This window comes from Castellaniella sp., assembly GCF_004321985.1.
GTDB lineage: Bacteria > Pseudomonadota > Gammaproteobacteria > Burkholderiales > Burkholderiaceae_B > Castellaniella.
In genome coordinates this window covers 371,046-397,654 of record NZ_SCQN01000046.1, presented here as the reverse complement: position 1 = coordinate 397,654, position 26,609 = coordinate 371,046, and the positions used below count along the sequence as shown (strand labels likewise).

Annotated in this window: 30 protein-coding genes and 1 other RNA gene; 16 read left to right on the top strand and 15 right to left on the bottom strand. The window is 62.9% G+C overall.

The window, feature by feature from the left end:
• The first annotated feature begins 199 nt into the window (after nt 1–199).
• Nucleotides 200–1,156 (top strand): nucleoside recognition domain-containing protein, encoded by a 957-nt coding sequence (locus EPN31_RS12980; protein ID WP_291773843.1) that lies wholly within the window; start codon nt 200–202, stop codon nt 1,154–1,156.
• Nucleotides 1,157–1,171: 15 nt separating this feature from the next.
• On the opposite strand, the gene msrA is transcribed toward EPN31_RS12980, so the two are convergent.
• A complete protein-coding gene (gene msrA, locus EPN31_RS12975; protein WP_291773841.1) occupies nt 1,172–1,699 on the bottom strand; it encodes a peptide-methionine (S)-S-oxide reductase MsrA in 528 nt (175 codons plus the stop codon).
• Nucleotides 1,700–1,825: 126 nt separating this feature from the next.
• A complete protein-coding gene (locus EPN31_RS12970) occupies nt 1,826–2,188 on the bottom strand; it encodes a c-type cytochrome (RefSeq protein ID WP_291773839.1) in 363 nt (120 codons plus the stop codon).
• Nucleotides 2,189–2,318: 130 nt separating this feature from the next.
• On the opposite strand from EPN31_RS12970, the gene lgt reads away from it, so the two are divergent.
• Entirely contained in the window at nt 2,319–3,116 is a 798-nt protein-coding gene (gene lgt / locus EPN31_RS12965) for a prolipoprotein diacylglyceryl transferase (protein ID WP_291773876.1), read from the top strand.
• Here the strand turns inward: lgt and EPN31_RS12960 are convergent.
• From EPN31_RS12960 to EPN31_RS12940, 5 genes are all read right to left on the bottom strand, one after another.
• Nucleotides 3,073–3,789 carry an SIMPL domain-containing protein gene (locus EPN31_RS12960; RefSeq protein ID WP_291773837.1) on the bottom strand — a complete coding sequence of 239 codons (717 nt, stop codon included), beginning with the start codon at nt 3,787–3,789 and terminating at the stop codon, nt 3,073–3,075. The genes lgt and EPN31_RS12960 overlap by 44 nt on opposite strands.
• A gap of 115 nt (nt 3,790–3,904) precedes the next feature.
• Nucleotides 3,905–4,085: non-coding RNA, 6S RNA (ssrS, locus tag EPN31_RS12955), on the bottom strand.
• Between the two features lie 36 nt (nt 4,086–4,121).
• Nucleotides 4,122–4,424: a cell division protein ZapA gene (locus EPN31_RS12950; RefSeq protein WP_291773835.1), complete on the bottom strand. Its 303-nt coding sequence runs from the start codon at nt 4,422–4,424 to the stop codon at nt 4,122–4,124.
• A 3-nt stretch (nt 4,425–4,427) separates the two neighbouring features.
• A complete protein-coding gene (locus tag EPN31_RS12945; protein WP_291773833.1) occupies nt 4,428–4,829 on the bottom strand; it encodes a hypothetical protein in 402 nt (133 codons plus the stop codon).
• Nucleotides 4,830–4,891: 62 nt separating this feature from the next.
• Nucleotides 4,892–5,485, bottom strand: a complete 594-nt coding sequence (locus EPN31_RS12940) for an RNA pyrophosphohydrolase (RefSeq protein ID WP_291773830.1) — start codon at nt 5,483–5,485, stop codon at nt 4,892–4,894.
• Between the two features lie 67 nt (nt 5,486–5,552).
• Here EPN31_RS12940 and EPN31_RS12935 point away from each other — a divergent pair, with 67 nt between their 5' ends.
• The 9 genes from EPN31_RS12935 (at nt 5,553) to EPN31_RS12895 (ending at nt 13,559) form a co-directional block, all read left to right on the top strand.
• Nucleotides 5,553–7,286, top strand: coding sequence for a proline--tRNA ligase (locus tag EPN31_RS12935; RefSeq protein ID WP_291773828.1), 1,734 nt, complete (start codon nt 5,553–5,555; stop codon nt 7,284–7,286).
• Between the two features lie 65 nt (nt 7,287–7,351).
• Complete coding sequence (gene ybgC, locus EPN31_RS12930; RefSeq protein WP_291773826.1) at nt 7,352–7,777, top strand: tol-pal system-associated acyl-CoA thioesterase; 426 nt, start codon at nt 7,352–7,354, stop codon at nt 7,775–7,777.
• A 2-nt stretch (nt 7,778–7,779) separates the two neighbouring features.
• Nucleotides 7,780–8,454 carry a protein TolQ gene (gene tolQ / locus EPN31_RS12925; RefSeq protein WP_291773824.1) on the top strand — a complete coding sequence of 225 codons (675 nt, stop codon included), beginning with the start codon at nt 7,780–7,782 and terminating at the stop codon, nt 8,452–8,454.
• 1 nt (nt 8,455) lies between these two features.
• Complete coding sequence (gene tolR / locus EPN31_RS12920; protein ID WP_291773822.1) at nt 8,456–8,893, top strand: protein TolR; 438 nt, start codon at nt 8,456–8,458, stop codon at nt 8,891–8,893.
• A 22-nt stretch (nt 8,894–8,915) separates the two neighbouring features.
• Nucleotides 8,916–10,097, top strand: coding sequence for a cell envelope integrity protein TolA (gene tolA / locus EPN31_RS12915; protein WP_291773819.1), 1,182 nt, complete (start codon nt 8,916–8,918; stop codon nt 10,095–10,097).
• A 12-nt stretch (nt 10,098–10,109) separates the two neighbouring features.
• Nucleotides 10,110–11,417: a Tol-Pal system beta propeller repeat protein TolB gene (tolB, locus tag EPN31_RS12910; RefSeq protein ID WP_291773817.1), complete on the top strand. Its 1,308-nt coding sequence runs from the start codon at nt 10,110–10,112 to the stop codon at nt 11,415–11,417.
• Between the two features lie 37 nt (nt 11,418–11,454).
• On the top strand, nt 11,455–11,949 hold the full coding sequence (gene pal / locus EPN31_RS12905; protein ID WP_291773814.1) for a peptidoglycan-associated lipoprotein Pal: 495 nt from the start codon (nt 11,455–11,457) through the stop codon (nt 11,947–11,949).
• A 66-nt stretch (nt 11,950–12,015) separates the two neighbouring features.
• A complete protein-coding gene (gene ybgF / locus EPN31_RS12900) occupies nt 12,016–12,726 on the top strand; it encodes a tol-pal system protein YbgF (protein WP_291773812.1) in 711 nt (236 codons plus the stop codon).
• Nucleotides 12,726–13,559, top strand: a complete 834-nt coding sequence (locus EPN31_RS12895) for an alpha/beta hydrolase (RefSeq protein ID WP_291773810.1) — start codon at nt 12,726–12,728, stop codon at nt 13,557–13,559. The genes ybgF and EPN31_RS12895 overlap by 1 nt, the downstream gene beginning before the upstream one ends.
• 23 nt (nt 13,560–13,582) lie before the next feature.
• On the opposite strand, the gene EPN31_RS12890 is transcribed toward EPN31_RS12895, so the two are convergent.
• On the bottom strand, nt 13,583–14,125 hold the full coding sequence (locus EPN31_RS12890; RefSeq protein ID WP_291773808.1) for a copper chaperone PCu(A)C: 543 nt from the start codon (nt 14,123–14,125) through the stop codon (nt 13,583–13,585).
• 67 nt (nt 14,126–14,192) lie between these two features.
• On the opposite strand from EPN31_RS12890, the gene EPN31_RS12885 reads away from it, so the two are divergent.
• Entirely contained in the window at nt 14,193–14,639 is a 447-nt protein-coding gene (locus EPN31_RS12885) for a PaaI family thioesterase (RefSeq protein ID WP_291773806.1), read from the top strand.
• 25 nt (nt 14,640–14,664) lie between these two features.
• On the opposite strand, the gene EPN31_RS12880 is transcribed toward EPN31_RS12885, so the two are convergent.
• From EPN31_RS12880 to ahpC, 7 genes are all read right to left on the bottom strand, one after another.
• On the bottom strand, nt 14,665–15,768 hold the full coding sequence (locus EPN31_RS12880; protein WP_291773804.1) for a BMP family ABC transporter substrate-binding protein: 1,104 nt from the start codon (nt 15,766–15,768) through the stop codon (nt 14,665–14,667).
• A 108-nt stretch (nt 15,769–15,876) separates the two neighbouring features.
• A complete protein-coding gene (locus tag EPN31_RS12875) occupies nt 15,877–16,803 on the bottom strand; it encodes an ABC transporter permease (protein ID WP_291773802.1) in 927 nt (308 codons plus the stop codon).
• A gap of 2 nt (nt 16,804–16,805) precedes the next feature.
• The gene (locus EPN31_RS12870) at nt 16,806–17,861 is read right to left on the bottom strand and encodes an ABC transporter permease (protein WP_291773874.1); all 1,056 of its coding nucleotides are present in this window, start codon (nt 17,859–17,861) and stop codon (nt 16,806–16,808) included.
• A 25-nt stretch (nt 17,862–17,886) separates the two neighbouring features.
• Complete coding sequence (locus EPN31_RS12865) at nt 17,887–19,485, bottom strand: ABC transporter ATP-binding protein (protein WP_291773800.1); 1,599 nt, start codon at nt 19,483–19,485, stop codon at nt 17,887–17,889.
• Nucleotides 19,486–19,573: 88 nt separating this feature from the next.
• Nucleotides 19,574–20,209, bottom strand: coding sequence for a leucine efflux protein LeuE (leuE, locus tag EPN31_RS12860; protein WP_291773798.1), 636 nt, complete (start codon nt 20,207–20,209; stop codon nt 19,574–19,576).
• Nucleotides 20,210–20,303: 94 nt separating this feature from the next.
• Complete coding sequence (gene ahpF / locus EPN31_RS12855; protein WP_291773796.1) at nt 20,304–21,878, bottom strand: alkyl hydroperoxide reductase subunit F; 1,575 nt, start codon at nt 21,876–21,878, stop codon at nt 20,304–20,306.
• A gap of 193 nt (nt 21,879–22,071) precedes the next feature.
• Nucleotides 22,072–22,635 carry an alkyl hydroperoxide reductase subunit C gene (gene ahpC, locus EPN31_RS12850; protein ID WP_291773794.1) on the bottom strand — a complete coding sequence of 188 codons (564 nt, stop codon included), beginning with the start codon at nt 22,633–22,635 and terminating at the stop codon, nt 22,072–22,074.
• A gap of 275 nt (nt 22,636–22,910) precedes the next feature.
• Here ahpC and EPN31_RS12845 point away from each other — a divergent pair, with 275 nt between their 5' ends.
• Genes EPN31_RS12845 through EPN31_RS12830 form a run of 4 tightly spaced genes read left to right on the top strand, consistent with a single transcriptional unit; the run spans nt 22,911 to nt 26,537 of the window.
• Entirely contained in the window at nt 22,911–23,273 is a 363-nt protein-coding gene (locus EPN31_RS12845; RefSeq protein WP_291773792.1) for a protocatechuate 3,4-dioxygenase, read from the top strand.
• Between the two features lie 2 nt (nt 23,274–23,275).
• Complete coding sequence (locus EPN31_RS12840; RefSeq protein ID WP_291773790.1) at nt 23,276–24,112, top strand: class III extradiol dioxygenase family protein; 837 nt, start codon at nt 23,276–23,278, stop codon at nt 24,110–24,112.
• Nucleotides 24,113–24,169: 57 nt separating this feature from the next.
• A complete protein-coding gene (pobA, locus tag EPN31_RS12835) occupies nt 24,170–25,342 on the top strand; it encodes a 4-hydroxybenzoate 3-monooxygenase (RefSeq protein WP_291773788.1) in 1,173 nt (390 codons plus the stop codon).
• Between the two features lie 31 nt (nt 25,343–25,373).
• Nucleotides 25,374–26,537, top strand: a complete 1,164-nt coding sequence (locus EPN31_RS12830; RefSeq protein ID WP_291773786.1) for an ABC transporter substrate-binding protein — start codon at nt 25,374–25,376, stop codon at nt 26,535–26,537.
• Nucleotides 26,538–26,609 lie beyond the last annotated feature (72 nt).

The window sequence follows — 26,609 nt, the reverse complement described above, 5'->3', positions numbered from 1 at the left end:
CCCCCGCTGCCAGCCCCACCATCGATCGGGCAAAAATGCCGACAAATCAATGACTTGAAACTGTAACACCAGGGTTAACCCGGGCGCTGTGCCGCGAAGAGACCGAACTATAGCACGCTTGTTTTACGCCGCGCAAGCCAAGTTGCCTACAATGCGTCATGACCGGGTCCAGCCGCCCGCCTCACCACTTCCAAACCCCATGTTCAGCTACTTTCAAACCATCCGCCGGCGCAGCACTCACATGTTCCTGACGGTGGCGCGCATCATGCTGCCCGTGATGGCGATCGTCTATGTGGCAGACCGGCTGGGCTGGGTACGTGCCGCGGGCGAGGCGCTGGCTCCCCTCCTCGCCCTGCTGGGGCTGCCGCCCGAAGCCGGCATCATCTGGGTCACGACCGCCATCACCAACATTTACGGCGGCATGGCGTCGATGGCGGCGCTTTCAGACGGCATGCACATGAGCGTGGCCCAGGTCAGCGCACTGGGACTCATGATGCTGTTCGCGCACAACATCCCAACCGAGCAATCCATCGTACGGCGCGCCGGGGCCAGCGCCCTGATCACCGGGGCCTTGCGCGTAGGGGCTGCGCTAGTCTGCGGCACTGCCGTCGCACGCATCTGTGAGGCCATGAACTGGATGCAGTCGCCGGTGTCGCTGAACTGGATGCAGCAGGACGCCTCGTTGAGCCAGGGTCCGGAAGACCTGGCAAGCTGGCTGCTGTCCACCACTGAGTCCATGATCCTGATCCTGCTGATCATCGTCATACTGGTCGTCCTGCTGGATGTCCTGGAACGCCTGAAGATCACGCCGATCGTTACGCGGCTGCTCACGCCCGTGCTGAAGCTGTCAGGGCTGGAGGAACGTGCCGCACCGCTCACCACCGTGGGCGTGCTGCTGGGCCTGGCCTATGGTGGCGCACTCATCATCGACGCCGCAGAGCGTGAGAATTACAGCCGGAGAACGCGCTTGCTTGCCCTGTCCTGGCTGTCGCTATGCCACGCGCTGATCGAGGACACGCTGCTGATCCTGGCGCTTGGGGCAAGCCTCTGGGTGATCCTGCTGGGGCGCGTACTGATGACTCTGGCGATCCTGGCCGGGATGGCGGCGCTCACTCGCCCCGGTACCCGATGGGGCAAGCACCTGGAGGCCAGCTGACGCCGGCCCAGGCCATCACGCGCCCCGCAGCAGCGCCGAAAAACGCTTGCGGAACTTGGCCATCTTAGGCGCGATGACGAACTGGCAGTAGCCCTGCTCAGGATTGTGCCTGTAGTATTCTTGGTGATAGCTCTCGGCCGGCCAGAATTTGCCGGCAGGCTCGATGCGCGTGCAGATGGGCGAATCGAAGGCCTCCTGGGCCTCGTTACGCGCACCAATGGCGCGGACGTGCTGGTCCTCATTCAGATAGAAAATTACCGACGCATACTGCGGCCCCACATCGTGTCCCTGGCGGTCCAGGGTGGTGGGATCATGGGTGCCAAAAAAGACATCACACAGCGTCCGGTACGATACGAGACCCGCATCGAAATCGACGCGCACACATTCGACATGCCCGGTATCCTGGCGGCAGACCTGTTCATAGGTGGGAGCCTCCAGATCGCCGCCGCAGTAGCCAGCCTGGACGGTTTCGACGCCTGGCAACGCCCGGAAGACCGGATCCATGCACCAGAAACAACCACCACCAAAAATGGCCCGATCCATCACGCCCATCCAGTGCCCCACACGACCCGACCGGCATCCCGGTCACGGGTGACAAGGCCAGTTTCAAAATGATACTGCGCCGCCGCTGCCGCGCGGCGGCCCGATACACAAAATATTCGTCGGCGCTCAGTGTTGACTGAGTGAAAGAATCCACTGTGCCAGGCTCCGCGCATCCTGCGGCGACAACCGCACCTGTGCCGGCATGGGAATGGCGCCCCATTGCCCGCTGCTTCCCCGACGCATCACCTGTGCCAGGTATTGCGCCGCCTGACGCTGCCCGCCATAGCGCCGCGCGACCGCGCGAAACGGCGGCCCCACTCGCCGGCTGTCCACCTGATGGCAACCCAGGCACTGGTTCTTCGCGGCCAACGCCTGGCCCTCGGCAGCCGAGAGAGTGGGTGTGTCGGGTACAGTGGTCTGTGTGGCACCAGCAATGGATGCCCAAAACCCCGTGCACGCGACCAGCAGCCAGACCAGAGGCCACAACACACGCACTCCAACCCGGGGCCGCCCGGGCTGACGCCGGCAATGCCCACGATATCCTTCACCCATCACAGCTTCTCCTCGCGCGATCCCGATCACGGTATTATCCTTGATTCTTTTTCGCCCACTCCCGCACATGCTCGTCTACCCGCACATCGACCCCATCGCCCTGCAGATCGGACCCCTGGCCATCCACTGGTATGGCCTGATGTATCTGGCCGGTTTCGGTCTGGCGTGGCTGCTGGGGCGCTGGCGCATCCACCATCACCCCAGCGGCTTGACGCTGAACGATCTGGAAGACCTGATCTTCTACGGCGTACTGGGGGTGGTGGTGGGTGGCCGCCTCGGGTATGTGCTGTTCTACAAGCCCGAGGACTATCTGGCCCACCCGCTGGCGATCTTCCAGGTCTGGGAGGGCGGCATGTCTTTCCATGGCGGCCTGATCGGCGTCGTGCTGGCCCTGCTGTTTTTCGCCCATCGCCGCGGACGCACGCTGCTGGAGATCGGCGATTTCACCGCACCACTCATCCCGCTGGGGCTGGCTGCGGGTCGTCTGGGCAATTTCATCAACGGCGAATTATGGGGGCGCCCCACCGACCTGCCCTGGGGCATGATCTTCCCCGGCGCCCACGACGGTATCCCGCGCCATCCGTCCCAACTCTACGAGATGGGGCTGGAAGGATTCGCACTCTTTGGAATCATCTGGTGGTTCGCCCGCAAGCCGCGGCCGATCGGACAGATCAGCGCCGTTTTCCTGATGGGCTACGGGACCTTCCGGTTCCTGGTCGAATTCACCCGCGAACCGGACGACTTCCTGGGGCTGCTGATCGGCGGTCTGTCCATGGGACAGCTCCTGTCCATCCCCATGGTCCTCATCGGGGTGGCGCTATTCATTTGGGCAGCAAAAAGATCGACCCCCGAACTGAAACGCTGACGCGCTCACGCCCACCCTCGAGCGGGACGGGGGTCGCATCGGCCGCCATGGCGCGCATCATCCGCGGCCCGGGCGAAACCGGCGCCATGCCCGAATCTTCCAGATCCACCGACTTCAGGCGGTAGCGGTCGAATCCCAAGGCTTGCGTGAGCGCCTGCGCGCGCGACTTGAACGCCGATACTGCCTCATCCAGCAGCTTTCGCTCCTCGGTGGAGCGCCGCGCATCCGAGACCGAGAACGACAGGCCGGCGACCGGCATCTGCGTGCTGAGGTCCGCCGCCAGACGCGAGGCGGCATCGAAGTTCTGCGACTGTAAAAGGATCTCGGCGCGGCCGCGCCATTCAGAAAGCTTTCCATCGCGATCGTTCATGGGCCAGATCCGGTACGCGCCATTGTGCACGGTGACGTCGGCCGGGTGCCCGGCCCGTTTCAGCGCATCCTGCAGGCGCTGATTCAACGCCTGCGAGACCTGGGCCTGGGTTGCCCCGGAGACCTCGGACGCCAGCGTGACCGTCACCTGATCCTGCGCGACTTCCGAGGTGGCATGGGCGGACAGCGTCGCCTGCGGCTCCGATGGCTCCGCCGCAGCCGCACCGCGAGCCGGCCCCGCCAGGATCGCAAGACCCACGATGAACGCAAGCCCAAGGTCTCTGATAGATGCGTTTGCCCGCATGAGCACTCCTGCGACAGGTGTGTTGCCGCCGTCGGGGCCGGCGTCGGCGCCCCGCACGGTCTGCGGCGACGCATCAAAAGGGAAGGCCCGTCGATTACCACGACGGGCCTTCTGAGCATGCCCCGCCTGTGCCGTTGTGGCCGGCATCCCGGAACCGGAGGTTCACGGTGGTCGCCATCAGCGAGGCTTCGGGCTATCCAGTTAAGGTAGCACTCCTACCAGGCAATCCGGCAACCTATGCCATATAGCATTGGTTCAAGGAATGTATGGCCAAGTCACGAACACGGCAGGGACTTACCGGGCCGGACACCATGAGGCGCCCGGAAATGTTTCTATTCGGCAGCGCCCAACACAGTGTCCAGCATGCCGTTCATGGTATCGATTTTACCCTTGAAATCACCCAAGGCAATATGGCTCAGCGGACCATCGGGCGCACGCATGGTGAGAAGCTCGTTGGCGATCTGGATGGCCGCCATTACGGCAATGCGCTCGTTGCTGACGACTTTGCCGCTGCCCTTGATGGCCAGCATGCGCTGGTCCACATGCCGCACGGCCGACAGCAGCGCAGCCTTTTCGTCTGCGGGGCATGCGAGCGAATAATCGCGCCCCAGGATCGAGACATCGATGCGTTCCATGGATCAGGCCTCCGCGCCGGGAAGGCGCTCGAGTATGGATTGAATCTGCTGGCGTGCGCCCGTCGCTGCCTGGCGCAGCCGGCCGCGCTCGGCCTCGACTTGCCCCAGGCGCTGCTGCAGGTCGTCAGCACGGGACCGCTGCTCGCGCACCTGGGCCTCCAGGGCCGTGCGAAACCCCAGGGACTCGTCACGCGCCGCCTGAATTTCCTGGTCATGCTGTGCGATCCGCTCGGACATGCGCGTGAATTCCGCCTGTTCGCGCTGATGTCGGTCTTTCAGGACCTGATATTCCTGTTCGAGCTGGCGGATGCGAGCCTGCAGCGCACGGCGTTCGGACTGCAGACCACCTGCGAGCTGCACGACCTGCTGAATCCTCTGGGACAATGCATCTAGGTCTTGGAGCATGCGATCAAACCTTTTTGGGTGCTGGCGCGGGGCGCCGCGAAAAGGAGTTCATCATAATCTTTTCAGTCGGGTCCCCGCTTGACTGCATGGGCCGTATCGATGGACGGACGACGAGCGCCGGTGTCATCCCGATGCGTGCCGCTGCGCGGGCTGCGATGCCGCAAATAACGGTTTTCACGGCCGCGCCGAAACAGCAGCGCCGAGAGTTCATTGAGGGCAAGAGTGTAGACTTCGCGCTTGAACTCGATGACGGCTTCCAGCGGCACCCAGTAAGCGTTCCACCGCCAAGCATCGAACTCTGGTGAATCGCTGGCGCGCAAGGTCACGTCGCTGTCATGCCCGACCATGCGGAGCAGGAACCAGATTTGCTTCTGGCCTTTGTAATGGCCACGCAGCTCGCGACGCACATAGTGTTCAGGCACGTCGTAGCGCAACCAGTCACGGGTCCGACCCAGAATGCGCACATGCTCGGGGCGCAAGCCGACTTCCTCGTTGAGCTCGCGGTACATCGCCTGAACGGGTGTTTCGCCGTGCTTGATGCCGCCCTGTGGGAACTGCCAAGCGTGTTCCCGAATCCGTTTGCCCCAGAAAACCTCATTTTTCTGGTTGACGAGAATGATGCCGACATTGGGACGGTAGCCTTCGCGATCCAACATGGGGCCACCTCGGTTGTGAATTCAATACAATTACCGTCGATTATACGTACCAACCGGAATCCCTACCATGCACGCCAGCAAGTACCACTTGAACACCCTGAAGGAAGCCCCCGCAGAAGCGGAAGTCGTCAGCCACCAGCTGATGACGCGGGCGGGCATGATCCGAAAAATCGCCGGAGGCATCTATACCTACATGCCCATGGGCCTGAAGGTATTGCGCAAGATCGAGACCATCGTGCGCGAGGAGATGAACCGTGCCGGGGCGATCGAACTACTGATGCCTGTCGTGCAGCCTGCCGAGCTCTGGCAGGAGTCAGGACGCTGGGAAAAATACGGCGCGGAACTGTTGCGCATGAAGGACCGCCACCAGCGAGACTTCGTATTGCAGCCGACGTCCGAGGAAGTCATCACCGACATCGCGCGCAACGAAATCCACAGCTGGCGGCAGTTGCCCTTGAACTTCTACCACATTCAGACGAAATTTCGCGACGAGCGCCGGCCGCGCTTCGGCCTGATGCGCGGTCGGGAATTCACCATGAAGGACGCCTACTCGTTCGACCGTGACGAAGCAGGGGCGCTGGCCAGCTACGACATCATGTACCAGGCGTATCAACGCATCTTCGCGCGCCTGGGGCTGACCTTCCGCGCGGTAGCAGCCGACACCGGGTCCATCGGCGGCTCACGCAGCCACGAATTCCAGGTCATTGCGGATACCGGCGAAGACCTGATCGTCTACAACCCGGACAGCGACTATGCGGCCAATATCGAATTGGCTGAAGCCCCCTGCCTGCTGCCCAGCCGCGAAGCGGCAGGCGCCGCCCTGACCCGGACAGCGACACCAGATTGCCCGAAGTGCGAGCTCGTGGCCGAACATCTGGGCATCGCCCTGGCCCGGACCGTGAAATCCGTCGTACTGGCCACGGATCCCGCCAAGGGACCTGCGCACATCTGGCTGCTGCTGATCCGCGGCGACCACGAAACCAACGAGATCAAGCTCAGCAAGCTACCGGGCTTCGAAGCGGGCTACCGGCTGGCCACCGAGGCCGAGATCGACGCTGTCTTCCACTGCTCGCCGGGCTATCTGGGGCCAGTCGGCCTGGACGCGGATGCCGTCACGGTCATCGCCGACCGCACGGTCGCCCACATGGGCGACTTCGTTTGCGGCGCCAACGAACCGGGCTACCACCTGACGGGCGTGAACTGGGGACGCGACCTGCCGGAACCCAGCCTGGTCACCGACCTGCGCAACGTCGTGGACGGGGACCCCTCGCCGGAAGGCGGCCACCTGTCGATCCAGCGGGGGATCGAAGTCGGCCATGTATTTTTCCTGGGCGACAAGTATTCACGCGCGCTGAACGCCACGTTCCTGGAGACCGACGGCAAGCCGGCGATGCTGCAGATGGGCTGCTATGGCATCGGCATCAGCCGCATTTCGGCCGCCGCCATCGAGCAGAACCACGACGAGCGCGGCATGATCTGGCCGCGCGCGATCGCGCCGTTCGAAGTGGTGCTATGCCCCATCGGTATCGCCAAAAATGAAACAGTACGAAACGCCGCCGAAACGCTGTACCAGGCGCTCCTGGCCCAAGGCGTGGACGTCATCCTGGACGACCGGGATACACGTCCCGGTATCATGTTCGCCGACTGGGAATTGATCGGTGTGCCGCTGCGCGTCACGCTGGGCGACAGGGGTCTGAAGGAAGGCGTGGTGGAAATTCAGGCCCGGCGCGAGACCCAGGCACGCCGGATCGCACCGGCCGACGCTGTCACAACCATTCTGGAAACGCTAAAATCACTCTAGGCTGCCGTGGTGCAGCATGCCCTTATCCTCGGGCTTCTGCATCTGTCACACGGCCTCACTAAAAAATGATTTCTGCGTTCACACACCCGCCCGGCGTGCTGTCGATTCGCGTATATTACGAAGACACCGACACCGGGGGTGTCGTTTATTACGCGAATTACCTGAAGTTCTTCGAGCGCGCCCGCACCGAATGGCTGCGCGCACTCGGAGTCGACCAACGTGAACTGGCAACACGAGAACATCTGATGTTTGTCGTCCGACATGCGGACCTTGCCTACCGGCAACCGGCCCGTCTGGATGACCGCATCGACGTCCACACGTCTGTGGACGGGCTGGGCGCTTCGACCATCCAGTTCCACCAACAGGCGCGGCGCAATGAAACGCTGCTGGTGACGGCGGAGATCCAGATCTGCACCGTGCACGCCGTCACGTTCAAACCCACTCGTTTATCGCCCTCACTCAGGGATCTTCTGCAAAAGGCCCTTCACTAACCATGCAAGCCTCTAGCGATCTGTCGCTGCTGTCCCTCATTGGCCATGCCAGTTTCCCCGTCCAGATCATCATGCTGCTGCTGTTCGCGGCATCCTTGCTGTCCTGGACATTCATCTTCAGCAAGCGCGCCGCACTGCGGCGCGCGGCCGAACAGACCCGGCGCTTCGAAGACGATTTCTGGGCGGGTGGAGACCTGACGGTGCTGCAGCAGGCCATCGCCAGCCGCCGCAACGAGCACGGTGCACTGGCCCGCATCTTCGACGCCGGGATGACCGAGTTCGTCAAGGCGCGCCGGTCGTCCAGCCGCGGCGACACGCTGCTCGATGCACCAAGGCGAGCGATGAACGCCGCCCTGCAGCGCGAAATGGATGGCCTGGAGTCGCACTTAACCTTCCTGGCCTCCACCGGCTCGGTCAGCCCTTACGTTGGGCTGCTGGGCACGGTCTGGGGGATCATGCACGCCTTCATGGGCCTGTCGACCATGCAGCAGGCCACGCTGGCCGCCGTCGCCCCCGGTATCGCCGAAGCCCTGATCGCCACGGCCATCGGGTTGTTCGCCGCGATCCCGGCCGTGCTGGCCTACAACCGTTACACCAGCCAGATCGACCGCCTGTCCATCCGCTTCGAAAGCTTCGTGGAAGAATTCCTGAACATTCTGCAACGGCAGGTGCACTGACATGCATGCTCAAAGTAGCCGTGGCCGCAAGCAGCGTCGGATGAACAACGACATCAACGTCGTCCCATACATCGACGTGATGCTGGTGCTGCTCGTGATCTTCATGGTGACGGCGCCCATGATCACCCCGGGCCAGATCGAACTGCCAACAGTGGGTACGGCGTCACAGGTCACCACGCAACCGATCGAGGTTCAGATCGACGCCCAGGGCAACCTGTCCATGCGCGTGCGCGAAGGCGGAGCCTCGTTCCGCCCCGTCGACAAAGCCAACCTGCTCGCCGAAATCCGCTCGGCGGCGACACCGGACACCCCCGTCGTGATCTCAGCCGACGGCAAGGTGCCCTACGAATCGGTCATGCACATCATGGACGAACTGCGCAACGGTGGCGTGGGCAAGTTGGGCCTGCTGGTCAATCAAACTGCATCCGGCGCGCGATAAGGCGCTGCCAAACTTTCGCCCCATGACCTGGTTTCATCATTCAAGCAACACGAACGGCGATGCGAGTCCCGACGAGCGGGATGACCGAAACGGCCTGATCATTTCGGCGGCTGCGCATGGCCTGCTGATCCTGCTGATGGTATTCGGCTTCGCGGCCGCACCAAACAACCCCGGCCCGGTACAGGTCGAGCTCTGGTCCAACGGCACTGTGGCGGAAGCGGCTGCACCCGAAGAGCAGCCCCAGGAATCCAAGCCCGAGCCGCAACCCGAGCCAAAGCCCCAGACTCCACCCCCGGACGACAGCGCCCAAAAAGCTGCCCAGAAGGCTGCAGAAGAAGCAGCCCAGGCCCAGGCGGCCCAACAGGCACAGGCCCTCGCGAAAGCTCAGGCGCAGGCGGCTGCAGCGGTGAAGGCCCAGGCCGATGCTGAGATCGCACTGGCCAAGGAACGCAAGGCGCGTGAAGACGCCCAGCGAAAGGCACAGGAAGAAGCCGAAAAGGCAAAGGCCGAGGCCGCACAAGCCGCAGCCCAGGCCGCCAAGGACAAAGCAGCCAAGGAAGCTGCCGACAAGGCGGCGCAGGAAAAGGCTGACCAGGAAGCTGCTCAGCAGGCCGCCGCCCACAAGGCCGCAGCGCAAAAAGCGGCAGCGCAAAAAGCTGCGGCTCAGAAAGCAGCGCAGGAAAAAGCTGCACAGGAAGCTGCCGACAAGGCGGCTGCCGAGAAGGCTGCCGCCCAGAAGGCAGCCAAGGAGCAAGCGGCCAAAGAAGCGGCAGCCAAAGCCGCTGCAGACAAGGCAGCCAAAGAAAAGGCCGCGAAAGAAGCTGCCGCCAAGCGGAATGCCCTGAAGGCCGCCATGCGCGGAGCGGCGATGGAAGCCGCCGGCATGCCCAACGGCACCGCCGACCGTAACCAGCGGGGCGGTGGAGGCAACGATGGCTACGCCGCAAAGGTCCGTGCCTGCGTACAGCCGGGCGTGATCTTCAACGTGCCGCCGCGTGGGGGTTCCAGCAACCCAACGGCACAATTCCGCACCCAATTGAATGCCAACGGAAAAGTGCAGGATGCTACCCTGACTCATTCCTCAGGCAATCCGAATTTTGACGAAGCGGTCCGCAGAGGTATTCTGGCCTGCTCACCCTTCCCAAAACCCCCCAGCGGCAAATACCCATCGTATATTGACGTGAACTACTACATGTACGACTAAGGAGATCGAAACATGACCGTATTGAACGCCTCCGGCTTTATCGGGCGCCTATGGCGGCGCGCGGCGGCCGCCGGGCTAGGCCTGGCGCTGACCGTCGCCGGCGCTTCCGGTGCCCACGCCCAGTTGCGTGTCGACATCTCCGGCGTCGGCGCCACCCAATACCCGATCGCCATTGCCGACTTCGCCGGTAACAGCGGCGGTACCTCCGCCCCGGAGGTGATCCGCGCCGACCTGACCCGATCGGGCCAGTTCAAGCTGATCAGCGCCGCTGGCGCAAACCTGACCGTCCAGAGCCCGATCGATTACGGCACTTGGCAGTCGCGCGGCGCCAACTATCTGGCGTACGGATCGATCAGCCAGAACGGCAGCCAGTATTCAGTCAGCTACCGTCTCGTGGACAACATCCGCAAGGCCCAACTCGACGAGGCCACCTTCACCGGCACCGAGCCAGAAATGCGCAGAATTGCGCACCGGATTGCCGACCGCATCTACGAAAAGATCACCGGCGTACGCGGCGTTTTCTCGACACGCATCGCGTATGTGTTGCAGACCGGCAACACCTATGAGTTACAAATTGCTGATGCCGACGGCCAAAATCCGCAGGTCATGCTGCGATCCGCACACTCGATCATCTCGCCGACGTGGTCTCCGGACGGCAACAAACTGGCCTACGTGAGCTTCGAATCCGGCAAATCGGTGGTCTACGTGCAGACGCTGACGACCGGGCAGCGGGTGCCAATCTCTAATTACAAGGGTAACAACAGCGCCCCGGCTTGGTCGCCAGATGGCAGCCACCTTGCGATCGTGCTCTCAATGGACGGCATTTCACAGATATATACCATCAACTCCGACGGCTCGAACCTGCGCCGCGTCATGCGGTCCCCGCTGATCGACACAGAGCCCTACTTCACGCCCGACGGCCAGTCCCTGGTCTTCACCAGCGATCGCGGCGGCAGCCCGCAGATCTACAAGGTCCCGGTCGCTGGCGGCGAGGCGCAACGCTTGACCTTCTCAGGTAGTTACAATGTCTCACCTAGGGTATCGCCGGATGGACAGCAACTGGTGTATGTTACACGCAGTAATGGTGCTTTCAGAATTGCCAGCCAAGCCTTGAACTCGGGTTCTGCACAGACCCTGACGGATGGCCCGGACGACGAGTCTCCCAGCTACGCACCCAATGGCATGCAAGTGCTGTACAGCGCCGTCCAGAACGGGCGCAGCGTACTGGCGGTGACGTCGACCGACGGCCGAGTCCGGCAGACTCTATCGGTACTCAATGGCAAGGTCCGCGAACCAGCCTGGGGCCCGTTCACAAAATGATTTTTTCGTGTGACTCTTTTTTCTTAAAGGACATTAAATGAGCTCGCGCATCACCAGGACTCTGACAGTCGCCGTCTTTGCCGCCTCCCTGGCGGCATGTAGCTCTGTGCCGCTGGATCACAACGGCAATGGAGCAGCCGGTTCGAATTCGGCGTCCGCAGGGCAAGTCATGGATCCGTTCAATCCTCAAAGCCCGCTCGCGCAACAACGCTCGGTCTACTTCGATTTTGACAGCTATGTGGTCAAAGACCAATATCGCCCGATGATCGAAATGCATGCGAATTACCTGACTGGCCATACCAGCCAGAAAGTCCGCATCGAAGGCAACACCGACGCTCGTGGCAGTGCGGAATACAATCTGGCACTGGGCCAACGCCGTTCCGACGCTGTGGCACGCATGATGACTCTGTTGGGCGTCAATGCCAACCAGGTCGAAGCCATCAGCTACGGCAAGGAGCGTCCTAAGGCCACGGGTACCACCGAGGCTGACTACGCTGAGAACCGTCGCGCTGATATCGACTATCAGCGCTGATCGCCGAAAGGCCGCAACAGCGCCGTAGCGGCTGACGCTACGGCGTTTTTTTATGGGACGAATCATATGCACGCATTCACGCACCGACTCAGCCTGATCTCTGCCGCAACGCTGATTGCGCTCTCGGTCGCAGCCCCTGCGCAGGCATTTTCCGATGACGAAGCGCGGCAGGCCATCCTGGAACTACGCGCTCAGGTCAATCAACTGAAAACACAGAATCAGCAAGGTCAGCTGCAGCTTGCGGACCAGGTCGACATGATGCGCCAGGAAATCGCCACACTGCGCGGCCGCGTCGAAGAGCTGAACCAGATGGTTTCCAACAGCCAGCACGGCGGTTCGGCCCAACCCGAAAACGGTCCCCAACAACAGGCCAACAATCAGCAGCAGCAGCAGGGCGCCGGCGACCCGCAGGAACAGGCGGCCTATAGCGCGGCAGCCGACCTGTACCGCGGCGGCCGCTACAAGGAAGCCGCGTCGGCCTTTTCGACCTTTATCTCTTCGTACCCCGACAGCAACCAGGCCACGGATGCCCGCTTTTACCTGGGCAGCAGCCAGTACGCCTCCAAGGACTTCAAGCACTCCATCCAGACCATGCAGGCCCTGGTAAAGGCACATCCGGATTCGCCCAAGGCGCCAGACGCGCTACTGGTGACGGCCGCAGACCAGATCGAACTCAACGACATGAAAGGGGCCAAGGCGAGCCTGCAGCGCATCACCAAGGAATACCCCAAGAGCTCGGCTGCCGAGACCGCCAAGAGCCGCCTGAAGCTGCTGTAATGCCATCGCACCCGGACCTGCCCGCGGACCGGATCAGCCTGCCTGATGGGACCCTGCACTACACGGAAGCCGGGCGCGGCGCCACGATTCTGCTGGTCCACGGATCGTTGTGCGATTACCGCTATTGGCGCTGGCAGATTCCGGCCATGGCCGAGACTTGCCGCGTGATTGCGCCCAGCCTGCACGGCTGCTGGCCCGACACCGGCGTGCACCCGCAGGCAGGCTACGCGATCGAGGCGCACACCGACAATCTGGTGCATCTGGTACAGGCGATGGGTATTGCAGAAGGCGTCCACATCGTGGGGCACTCACGGGGCGCGCAGGTAGCCCTGGCTTTCGCCCGGTCAGCACCGGAGCTGTGCCGCTCGCTGACGCTGGCCGACCCCGGGTTTCGCTTCGATGACGAGCCGGAATCAGTGCCTTTTTACACGCGCGCCGTACAGCAGTTGCAATCGGGACAAGTCGACGACGCGCTGAAGGACTTCATCGACACCGTCAACGGCGAGGACACCTGGCGCAAGATGGTGGGCTGGTTCAAGGACATGGTGCGCGACAATGCCATGACGTTGCTGTCACAGATCCGCGAGGCCAACCTGCCAGTTGCGCCAGCCGAAGCTGCCGGTATCCGTTGCCCTCTGCTGCTGGTGGGAGGCAGCCAAAGCCCCGCCAAATACGGCAGCCGGCAAGACAGGCTGCAACTGCTCGCGCCGCAGGCCAGGCGCGTGCGTATCGCGCTGTCGGCCCATGGCATGAATCTGGCCAACCCCAGGGCCTTCAATCGCGCCGTGCTGGAATTCGTACAGAGCGGCGCGGAACCCGTCACGCGCCCCTGACACCGGCGCCAAGCGCCTTCCGGTCAGCGCATACCATGGCCCGACATGCCTTTCATATCGCCACGCCCGGACATGCCAGGCATACCCCGCATGCCTGGCATAGCATTGGCAGGCTTGACCGCGCAGGCGGCAGAGAACTCAGCCCCATCCGCGAGCCGGAATCGCATCTCGACGGTATCGCCGACCTTCAGCCCGGCGCGCGGCTGTTCCAACATCAAATGGTAGCTGCCGGGCCGGAAGGCGAGGTCGCCGCCGGCCGGGACCTTCAGATCATGGACCGCGGACATGGAACTCATGCCGCCCGACTCCGTCGTCTGATGCATCATGACCTGTTTGTAATCCGGTGAATCGACGCTTTTGAGCACGGCAGTCGACGCCCCCGAATTGTGGATGAGCAGGAACCCGCCGGATGGCGCCGGGGCCGGAAGCTGTCGGATCCAGCACTGGGAAGCGCTGACCGGGCCGGCGTCAGTCTGGGTCTGGGCCGACGCACTCTGGCCCCAGGCCTCACTGGCCAGGCACAAGCCGGCCACCATCACCCACACACGAATTCCCGGTGTCTGCATCGTCTGCTCACACGTCCTGTTGTCCGGACACCAGTGTACTATGGGCTTTTCCACTGCCCTCAGAGCCATGCCCCAGACTGCTGCCGCTGTGCAACCCTCGTCCACGGCGAAGATCACGGTGGAAGGATTCGAAGACTTGCTGCAGCGCCTGCACCCGTTCGCGGCTGTCTTGGGCGTCGAGATCCTGGATATCGGCTATGGCAACGCCACCCTGCGCCTGCCACCCAATCCGTCCAACCAGCGATTGGGCGGCATCATCGCCGGCCCCATGCTGATGGGCCTCGCCGACCTGGCGCTTTATGCTGCGGTGGTCGGCGCCACGGGCAACCCGGAAGCGGTCACCGCCAGCCTGACGATCAACTTCCTGCGCAAGGCACCGGCGGGCGGCGTGACCGCCCGGGCAAGCCTGCTCAAGACCGGCCGCCTGACGGCAGGCCAAGTCCTGCTGGTCCCAGACGCGGGTGGAGAGCCGGTGGCACAGGCGGTCAGCACCTGGTCGGTCCCCAGGAACTGAACCACCTTGCCCCTAGGGAAGCCGGTCAGCTCTTGGGCAACTGGCCGTCCACACCTTCCAGGAAATAATTCATGTTGCGGACATCGTTGTCGCTCAGGGTCGCGCCCTGGGCCAACACCTGCTTGCCCGCCTGATTGCGCAACGGCCCCTGGAAGATCTCGTAGCCGCCCGATATGATGGCCTGCTTCTGCTTTTCAACCAGAGCCACGACGTCCTTCGGGATCGCAGGCAGGAACGGTGACAAACGGATCCAGTCATGCGCAAAGCCATACCAGGCGTCCCGCGACTTCCACGTACCGGCCAGAACCTGCTTGGCCGTTTCCACGTAGAACGGTTCCCAGTTCAACACGATGGACGTCAACTGGCTTTTCGGTCCGAACTGGCGCATGTCCGAGTCGTAGCCGAAGGAATAGACACCCTTGCTCTCGGCCACCTGGATCACGGCGGGAGAATCGGTATGCTTGTTGAGAATGTCCGCCCCTTGGTTGATCAGCGTTTCCGCCGCCAGGCGCTCTTTACCCGGATCGAACCAGCTATTGATGAACACGACCTTGACCCGTGCCTTGGGGTTGATCTGGTGCAACCCGATCGTGAAGGCGTTGACCCCACGGATCACCTCGGGGATGGGGAACGGCGCGACATAGCCGATGACGTTGCTCTTGGTCATGTGCCCGGCGATCAGGCCGGTCAGGTACCGCCCCTGGACGAAGCGGGGCATGTAGGTGCCGACGTTGTGCGCCAGCTTGTAGCCCGTGCACATTTCGAACTTGGTATCCGGAAACTGTTTGGCCACCCGCATGGTCGGATCCATGTACCCGAAGGAGGTGGTGAAAATGAGCTTGTTGCCCTTGGCCGCCAGCTCGCGGATGACGCGCTCCGCGTCCGAGCCCTCGGCCACATTTTCCACATAGGTGGTCTTGACCGCGTCGCCCAGCGCCTTGACGATGGCCTTGCGACCCAGGTCATGCTGATAAGTCCAGCCAAAGTCCCCGGTCGGGCCGACATACACGAACCCGATCTTCAGAGGCTTGTCTTGGGCTGCGACCCCCAGGCCAGGCCACCCGGCCGCCCCGACGACGGCGGAGGTCACCGCCATGCCCTTGAGTAAATCCCTGCGCTTCTTGTCCATCTCTCGTCCCCTGAAGTCCTGTCTGATGACTGCTTGCGTGATGAATCCGGCCTGCGGCGCCGCCGCGCGGCGACGGGCTTAATCTACTCTCATTTTGTCACGAGTGGCTCACGCCGTGGGATGGAAGGGCTTGCCCAGCGACACCGGCGTATTCAGCAGCACACGGGTCCTGTCCATCGAGATGAACACGAGCGCGACGATGGTGATCAGATAGGGCAGCATCGCCAGAAAATCGGGTGGGATGCCGAGCCCCATCGACTGCCCCTGGTACTGGAATACCGTCAGAAAGCCAAAGAGATAGGCTCCCGCCAGAACCAGGCCAGGACGCCACGTGGCGAACACCACCAGCGCCAGGGCGATCCACCCGCGGCCGGCCACCATGCCTTCCTGCCACAATGGGGTATATACCAGCGACAGATAGGCTCCGCCCAAGCCTGCCAGGGCACCGCCGAACAGGATCGCCAGATAGCGCATGCGGACGACCGGATACCCCAGGCCATGGGCGACGTCAGGCGATTCTCCGACCGCCCGCAGCTTCAGCCCCGGCCGGCTGAGGTACAGATAAACGAAGATGCCCAGCGCCGTCAGCCAGGACACATATACCAGCGGATCATACGAAAACAGGACCTTGCCGACGAACGGCAGATCGCTCAGCCCCGGGATACGCCAAACCGGGATGCCTGACAGAGAGATGCCCGTGTAGGTCTTGCCCATGAAGGCGCTCAGGCCGGTCCCGAAGATGGTCAGCGCCAGCCCCGTGGCGACCTGATTGGCGATGAGATGCTGGGTCAGAACCGCGAAGAGCAGCGACATGAGTGCGCCGGCCAGAATCGCGGCCAGCAATCCCAGCGCAGGGCTTCCGGTCGCCACGGCCGTGATGAAGCCAGCCACCGCGCCCACGAGCATCATGCCCTCCACGCCCAGATTGAGGACCCCCGAGCGTTCCACGATCAGTTCGCCCATGGCCGCCAGCGCCAGCGGTGTGCCCGCCTGCACGGTGGACACCAGGGTCGATACCAGAATACCGTCGGCCACGTTCAGCCCTCCACCGGTTGATCGGCGCGACCCGCCGGCGCCGTGCGCACGATGCGCACGCGATAGCGGATCAGCACATCCGTCGCCAGCACCAGGAACAGCAGCATGCCCTGGAACACCCCCGCCACGGCGCTGGGCAGATGCAACGAGATCTGGATCTGATCGCCCCCGACATACAGCAGCCCCACCAGCAGACTGGCCAGCAACACGCCAACGGGTTCAAGCTGCCCCAGGAAGGCCACGATGATGGCCGTGAAGCCGTAGCCCGGCGATATCACCGGCTGCAGCTTGCCGATCGTGCCAGCCACCTCGAACAGGCCCGCCAGCCCAGACAGGCCCCCCCCCAGCAGCATCGTGATCCAGACCATGCGCGAGCGACTATAGCCTGCGTAGGCGGCGGCCTGTTCCGAGAGGCCTGAGACCCTGACCTGGAACCCGAAGAACATCCGGTGCATGAGCAGCCAGGCCAACGGCACCACCAGGATGCTGGCCACGGTCGCCACATTGAGCAGAGTGCCTGAAAGGATGGGCGCCAGGGTCGCTGGCGTATCAAACGCCACAGTCTGAGGAAAGTTGTAGCCCTGAGGGTCGCGCCACGGACCATGCACCAGGTACTGCAGGAGGTGTTCGGCCACATACACCAGCAGCAGGCTGGTCAGGATTTCATTAGTATTGAGGCGAGTCTTCAGGAAAGCCGGAATAGCCGCCCAGAATGCACCCCCCACGGCGCCCGCCAGCGTCATCAGCGGCAGCAGCCACCAGCCGCCGTGGCCCTGGAACAGCAGGGCCACGCCCCCGCCACAGATGGCCCCCAGAGTGAACTGCCCTTCTGCGCCGATATTCCAGACACCCGCCCGGAAGCCAATCGCCAACCCCATGCTGATCAACAGCAGCGGCGCGACCTTGAGCAGCCAGGTACTGACCCCGTAGAGACTGTTGATCGGACTGATGAAGAATTCGTAGAGTGACTCCAGGGGGTCCCGGCCCAGCGCGGCAAACAGGATTCCACCCAGGATCACCGTCAGCACCCCCGCCAGCAGGGGCGAGGCCAACCGCATGAGGCGAGAGCGCTGCAGGCGCGGTTCAAGCGACAGTCGCACGACGGCCTCCATCATCCTGCACACCAGCCGCCGGACCCGAAAGCCCGGCCATCCAGCGCCCGATCTCGTCGCGGTCGGCATCCCGAACCGCAACGACCGCCGACAGACGGCCTTCGTACAGGACAGCGATCCGGTCGCAGATCTCGAAAAGCTCGTGCAGATCCTCGGACACGAGCAACACACCCGTCCGCTGGGCAGACGCCAGGTCCATCAGCGCCTGACGGATCGCCGTGGCCGCCCCGACGTCCACCCCCCAGGTCGGGTTGGCCGCGATCAGCATCCGAGGAGTCTGACGGATTTCGCGCCCCATCACGAACTTCTGCAGATTGCCGCCCGACAGGCTGCGCGCCTCTGCGTCCATGCTGCTTGCCACTACGCGATACGCCTCGCAAATCTCGCCGGCCATCTTCCGCACGGCCGCACCGCGAACGAAGCCATGACGCACCAGCCCGCTCTGGTAAGCCGTCAGGCATGTATTGTCCACCAGCGACATCTCGGGCACCGTTCCCCGACCCAGGCGCTCTGCGGGCGCAAAGCCCAGACCCAGGGCCCGGCGCCCGGCCGGGCTCAGGCCGCCCACCGGCCGGCCATCGAGCCAGATCATCTCGGCCGGCAACCCCTGGCGCTCACCCGAGAGCGCGGCGAGAAGCTCTTGTTGACCATTGCCCGCCACACCGGCGATACCGACGATTTCTCCTTCATGAACCGCCAGGTTCAGATCCTCGAGCGCGGTACCGAAGGGATCGGCCGGACGACAGGTCAGGCTATCGAGCTGCAGACACACCCGGCCCCCACCGTCGGTGGGCGCCTCGCGGGCCTTCAGGACGGGGGGCTCGCTGCCCATCATCATGCGAGCCAGACCATGGGCACTTTCGATACGAGGGTCACAGCACCCGACCTGGCGCGCCGCGCGCAGAACGGTCGCTGCCGTGCACAGCGCGCGAACCTCTTCGAGCTTGTGGCTGATGTACAGGATGCTGCGCCCGCCCTGGGTAAACTGCCGCAGGGTCTCGAACAACAGATCGACCTCGCCCGGCGTGAGCACCGACGTGGGTTCGTCCATGATCAGAAGCTGTGGATCCTGGAGCAGGCAGCGCACGATCTCCACGCGCTGGCGCTCTCCCACCGACAGGCTGTGGACCGGCTGATCAGGCTGCACCGACAGGCGATATTCTTGCGAGACTTCGGCAATGTGCTCGGAGAGCCGCCGCAGGCCGCCTACATGACGCAGGCTCAGCGCAATGTTCTGCGCGACCGTCAGCGTCTCGAACAACGAGAAGTGCTGAAATACCATGCCGATGCCCAGACGCTGCGCTTCCGAAGGGCTGGACACATGAACCGGCCGGCCCCGCCACAGAATCGTCCCCGCGTCGGGCCGGACCACGCCGTAAATACATTTGACCAGTGTGCTCTTGCCAGCGCCGTTTTCACCTAGCAGGGCATGCCGCTCGCCAGGCATGATGCGAAGACCGACGGCGTCATTGGCGAGCGTGCCGGGATAGCGCTTGCTGATGCCCCGCAGCTCCAGCAAAGGGGGCTCGACTGGCTCGGTCTGCCCTCCTCCATCCATCGGATCCCGCATGTGCCCCCCACCGGTTGCCACGCGCTCCGTCGCACATGGGTTTGCCACGCAGTATAAAAGCCGCACGCCACAACACACAACGGGCGGACTATTCCTCGAACACCATCATCCCTGCAAACCCCAGAAACAGCAGCCCCACCAGGCCGCTGCCGGTGCGCGCCAGCATCTGCCGCCGCCGGAAGAACGCAGCCAGGCGCGTGCCGCCGAAAATCAGCACGGAAAGGTAGAGAATGCTGCAGGTCTGCAGGATCGCCGCCAGGATGAAGAACGACAGCGCCGGATGCGTGTAGTGCGGATCCACGAACTGCACGAAGAACGACAGCAGAAACAGGATCGCCTTGGGGTTGAGCAGGCTCAGCAGCAGCGCCTTGCGGAAACGGCCGTCCGTCCCACCGCTCACGACCTGGGCACGCGCCGGCCCGGGACGCCACGCCGAGCGCAGCAGATGAATGCCCAGATAGCACAGATACAGCGCCCCTGCGGTCTTCAGCACCAGATACAGCACCGGCAGGAGCTGCAGCACCGAGGCCGCACCGGCCGCCGTGAGCGTCATGAGGATGGAATCCCCGAGAAAGACCCCGAAGGCTGCCTGGTAACCCGCGCGCACTCCGCGGCTTGCGCCAGTCGCCAGCACGAACAGGGAATTCGGACCGGGCAACAGGATGATGAACACCACGCCGGCCACATAGGTCCAGAGGTTGATCACGCCATAATGCGCAAACATGGGGCCTTTCCTTCATCGGGAAAGGCCCTATTTTAGGGGTTTGCAGAGAATTTCGGACAGGGTTCCGGGGGCTTGGCCCTGGAACCCTGGTGGATCAGGCGGAGATGACCTCGGCGCTGTCCACGGACGTGCGGATCAGGTGATCGAAGGCAGACAACGCCGCCTTCGCGCCGTCGCCCGCCGCGATGATGATCTGCTTGTAAGGCACCGTCGTGGCGTCCCCTGCCGCGAACACCCCCGGAACAGAGGTTTGCCCACGTGCGTCGACCACGATCTCACCGTGAGGGCTCAGTTCCACCGTCCCCTTGAGCCACTCCGTATTCGGGATCAGCCCGATCTGTATGAAGGCGCCTTCCAGCTCCACGCGATGCAGTTGCTCCGTGGCACGGTCTTTGTAGCTCAGGGCCACCACTCGCTTGCCGTCGCCATGGATTTCCGTGGTCTGCGCCGAGGTGATGACATCTACGTTGGAGAGACTGCGCAGCTTGCGCTGCAGGATATCGTCGGCCCGCAGCGCGTCACCGAATTCGATGAGCGTCACGTGCGCCACGATCCCCGCCAGGTCGATGGCCGCCTCCACACCGGAATTGCCGCCACCGATGACTGCCACACGCTTGCCCTTGAACAGCGGCCCGTCGCAGTGCGGGCAATAGGCCACGCCCCGATTGCGGTACTCGTCCTCACCGGGCACATTGATCTGGCGCCAGCGCGCGCCGGTGGACAGGATGACGGTCTTGGCCTTCAAGGTGGCCCCGCTGGCCAATTCGACCGCAATGGACTTGCCCGGCACCAGCTTCGCGGCCCGCTGCAGGTTCATGATGTCCACCTCGTAGGCCTTGACGTGCTGCTCCAGCGCAACGCCGAATTTCGGCCCCTCGGTTTCCAGGACCGAAATGTAGTTTTCGATCGCCATCGTGTCCAGCACCTGCCCGCCGAAGCGCTCGGCCACGACGCCCGTCCGAATGCCCTTGCGCGCCGCGTAGACGGCCGCCGCCGCACCCGCGGGGCCGCCGCCCACGACCAGCACGTCGAATTCATCCCGCGCATTCAGGGCCTCGACCTTGGCCGTATCGTCACCGGCGTCGAGCTTCGCAAGCAGTTCCTCCACCCCGGCGCGCCCTTGGTGGAACAGTTCGCCATCCAAGAACACGGCCGGCACGGAGAGAACTTCGCGCCGTTGCACCTCGTCCTGGAACATCGCCCCGTCGATCGCCACGTGGTGAATGCGCGGATTGATGACCGACATCGCATTCAGGGCCTGGACCACGTCCGGGCAGTTCTGGCAGGACAAGGAAAAATAGGTTTCGAAATGATGGTCGCCCGGCAGGTTGCGGATCTGCTCCGCGACCGCCTCGTCGATCTTGGGCGGATGGCCACCTACCTGCAGCAGCGCCAACACCAGGGAAGTGAACTCGTGCCCCAGTGGGATCCCTGCAAAGCGCACGGCAATGTTCGTCCCCGCGCGGGCAATGGCAAATGAAGGCCGGCGCGCATCTGTCGCCGAGTCTTCGACCACCGTGAGTTTGTCGGAAAGAGCAGCGATTTCATCCAGAAACGCACGCAGTTCCTGGGACTGGGCGCCACCATCCAGGCAGGCCCGCAGCTCGACCGGCAGTGTCACCCGCTCGAGATAGGTTCCCAATTGACCTTTCAAAGTTGCATCCAGCATATCCTCACCTCTTTCAAGAAGGCGCACGATCCCCGTGCGAGCGTTCAAATCGGTCGCAGCGCCTGTTTCATTCCGGGAAGCCCGCCGCCCCGGGGGGACGGCGGATGACCAGCAGCAGCAAGACTGCCGCGCTCGGCACCCCTGAACCGCCAATCCGCACAGGCGGATCGGAGAGGACAGGGCGTTGGACCAATCAGATCTTGCCGACCAGATCCAGGGACGGAGTCAGCGTCTTGGCGCCTTCTTCCCACTTCGCGGGGCAGACTTCGCCCGGGTGCGCAGCGATATATTGCGCGGCCTTCACCTTGCGCAGCAGCTCGGATGCATCCCGGCCGATCCCGTTGTCATGGATTTCCAGGACCTTGATTTCGCCGGCCGGATTGACCACGAAGGTCCCACGCAGCGCCACGCCTTCTTCTTCGATCAGCACGTCGAAGTTGCGCGACAGCAAATGGGTGGGGTCGCCCAGCATCGGATAGGTGACCTTGCTGATCGCGTCGGATGTGTCATGCCAGGCCTTGTGGGCGAAGTGCGTATCGGTGGACACCGAATAGACTTCCACGCCCAGCTTCTTGAATTCAGCGTAATGGTCGGCCAAATCTTCCAGTTCGGTCGGGCACACGAACGTGAAGTCGGCGGGGTAGAACACGAACACAGACCATTTGCCGGCCACGGTCTGCTCGGTCACATCGACGAACTTGCCGTTGTGATAGGCAGTTGCCTTGAAGGGCTTGATTTGGGTGTTGATCAAAGACATGTAAAAAGCTCCCTGTCTGGTTAGTGAGTGGCGAAAGTGCCAACAGGTTCAGTGTAGGGGGCCTGGATGAATAAGTAAAATTGATTGTCTTAATCAAGTCAATCGTATTTGACTATCGCCTGACGACCTGTCCGTAAAGTGCAATCAATCGTCCTTTTTAACCCTTCCGTATTGTTCTCCCTGTTGCGATCATGGTCATGGACCACTGCCCGAGGGCAGCAGACATCCATCCATTTTCGTGCGAAGACGCGAAGGAAACGCAGAAGGAGCCAGGCATGACTGCGCAGCAGCTCGACCCGAGAAATCCGATTCCGGACATCCGGGTGTTCAATCTCGAAGAATCCCACCGGGGATACCGCATCAACCGGATGTGCAACTCCCTGACCGTAGAAGCCAACCGGCAGGCCTACCGCAATGACGAGGAAGCCTACCTGGAAGACTACGGCCTGAACGAAACCGAAAAGCAACTGATCCGCCAGCGCGACTGGGCCGGACTGAATGCCGCCGGCGGCAATATCTACTTCCTGCTAAAACTCGGCTTCGTGGTGGGACATGGCCTGTACCGCATGGGCGCCCAGATGCGCGGCGAAAGCTACGAAGAATTTCTCGCCTCACGCAACGCCAAAGGAGCCCGCTGATCATGGCCAGAATCATTGCCGGTATCGGCACCTCGCACGTCCCGTCCATCGGCGGCGCCTACGACCGCAAGGCCCAGAATGAACCCGCCTGGAAGCCGCTGTTCGATGCCTACGTTCCGGTGCGCGAATGGCTGCGGTCGCTGCACCCGGACGTGGTGATCATGGTCTACAACGACCACGGGGCTGATTTCTTCTTCAACAAATATCCCACCTTCGCCGTGGGGTGCGCCGACGCCTACCCGATCGCCGACGAAGGCATGGGGGTGCGCCCGCTGCCACGTATCCGCGGGGACTTCGAATTCTCCCGGCATCTGTGCGAATCACTGGTCTATGACGAGTTCGATCTGACCATGTGCCAGGAGATGTCCGTGGAACATGGTTTCCTGGTGCCCATGCATCTTTGCTTCGACCCCGAACCGGATTGGCCAGTGGCGGCGGTACCACTGGCGGTCAACGTGCTGCTGCACCCGCTGCCCACCGCCCGGCGCTGCTACCGTCTGGGGCAGGCCATCCGCAAAGCAGTGGAGTCGGACCCGCGCGACCTGCGCGTGGTCGTGATCGGCACCGGTGGCATGTCGCACCAGCTCCAGGGACCACGCTTCGGCGCCATGAGCCAGGACTTCGACCGGAACTTCCTGGAACAGATCGAACACGACCCCGTAAGCCTGACGCAACTCACCCATCAGCAGCTCATGGAACAGGCGGGCGCCGAGGGTATCGAACTCATCATGTGGCTCACCATGCGCGGGGCGCTGTCGCCCAACCCGCGCCGCGTCCACAAGCACTACTACGCGCCCATGACGACCGGGATGGGACTGATCACTTTCGAAGAACCCTGAGGGCGGCGCCGACCCCGCCCGCCACGACAATCAAAGACGATACTGGAGACAAATCGAATGCCTACTGAACGAACCCAGGTGGTGATCATCGGCGCCGGCCCCGCCGGCCTGGTACTGGGTCAACTGCTGCAAAAATGCGGTATCGACAACATCATCCTGGAGCGCCGCGACCCGGACTACGTCCTGGGGCGAATCCGCGCCGGCGTCCTCGAAACCCCGACGGTCCAGGCCCTGAAGGAAGCGGGGGTGGGCGACAAGCCCGAGCGTGAGGGCCTGCACATGAACGGCTTCAACCTGCGCTGGGGCGAAGAACGCTGCCATATCGACTTCGGGATGGTCGGCAAACACGCCCTGGTCTACGGCCAGACGCGTGTGACCCGCGACCTGATGCAGGCGCGCCAGGCCTCGGGTGGCATCACCCACTACGAGGCCGAAGACGTTCAGCCGCACGACTTCGACAGTGAAAGGCCCTGGGTCAGCTACCACAAGGACGGCCAGGAACACCGCATCGAGTGCGATTTCATCGCCGGCTGCGACGGCTTCCACGGTGTGTCGCGGCAGTCCATTCCCGCTGAACGCAAGCAGGAATTCGAGACCGCGTTTCCCTTTGGCTGGCTGGGAATCCTGGCCGACGTCACACCGGTTTCCGAGGAAGTCTCCTGGATCAACCATCCAGAGGGCTTTCTGATGTGCAGCCTGCGCTCGCGCACCCGTAGCCGTTATTACCTCCAGGTACCGAAGAACGAAGACATCCGCCAATGGAGCGCCGACCGTTTCTGGGTGGAATACGAACGCAGGCTGCCGCGCGATCTGGCCGCAAACCTGCAGACGGGTCCGGCGCTGGAGATGAGCATCACGCCGCTGCACAGCTATGTCTGCACACCCATGCGCTTCGGCCGCCTGTTCCTGGTCGGCGACGCAGCACACATCGTGCCGCCTACTGGCGCCAAGGGGCTGAACCTGGCCATCGGCGACGCACAGGAACTGGCCCACACCCTGCACGCACACTACAGTGGTGGCCACCCAGACGCAATCGAACAGTATTCAGACCGCGCGCTGGGCCGCATCTGGAAGGCCGTGCGCTTCTCGTGGTGGATGACCACGCTGATGCACAAGCTCTCAGACCAGCCATTCGAGCGCCAGATCCAGCTCGCCGAGCTGGAATACACCCGGGGTTCAAAGGCCGCACAGACGGCCATCGCTGAAAACTTCTGCGGTCTGGATCACTGACCACGCCCATTCAATTCCACGGAGGAGACACATGAATATCCTGAAGACACTCGTTGCCACCTGCATCGGCCTGGCGGCCATCGGCACGGCGGCCGCCCAGGACCTGAAGATCGGCATGGTCCTGCCCATGTCCGGTCCTTTCGCCGCCCACGGGCATCAGCTCGAAAACGGCGCACGGCTGTACATGCAGCAGCACGGCGACACGGTCGCCGGCCGCACGATCAAACTCATCATCAAGGACGACACCGGCATCGCACCGGCGGTCAGCAAGCGTCAGGCACAGAACCTGCTGATTCAGGACAAGGTCGACGTTCTGGGCGGCTTTGGCATGACGCCGTCAGCGTTCGCGGTAGCGCCACTGGCCACGGAAACCAAAACTGCCATGGTGGTGATGAATGCAGCAACCTCATCCATCACCAGCCAGTCGCCGTACATCGTGCGCACGTCCATGACGCTCCCCCAGGTCACCGCGCCGATCGCAAGCTGGGCGGCCAACAACGGTATCCGGACGGTCTACAGTATTTCAGCCGACTACGGCCCGGGTCATGATGCCGAATCACAGTTCGTGAAGACCTTCACAGCAGCCGGCGGCAAGATGGTCGGCTCTGTCCGCACACCGACGCAGAACCCGGACTTCGCACCCTTCCTGCAAAAGGCAAAGGACCTGCATCCAGATGCCGTCTTCCTGTTCGTCCCGGCGGGTGAACAGGGCGTGGCCGCCATCAAGGCCTACAAAGAACGTGGGCTGGACAAGGCCGGCATCAAGCTGATCGCCACTGGGGACATCGACAGCGAAGACGTGATCGACGCCATCGGCGACGCAGCACTGGGGCTCATCACGTCCTTCCACTACTCCGATGCGCACGACTCGCCCGAAAACCATCAGTTTGTGCAGGCATACACGAAGGCCTACCCCGGCGAGCGCCCGAACTTCTGGTCGGTTGGCGGCTACGACGGCATGCACCTGATCTATCAGGCCCTCGAAAAAACGGGGGGCAATGCCAGCGGCGAAGCGCTCATGGAGGCCGTCAAGGGGCTCAAGTGGATGAGCCCGCGTGGGCCCGTAGAGATCGACCCGAAGACGCGTGACATCATCCAGAACGTCTACATCCGGCGTGTGGAAAAGGTAGACGGGGTCCTCAAGAACGTCGAATTCGACAAGGTCGAAGCCATCAAGGATCCCGGCAAGGCATAAGACTACAAGCGCCGATTGAAAAATCGGTGCTTGCTGTTAAAATACATAGGCAATCTATGTAATTGACGGACC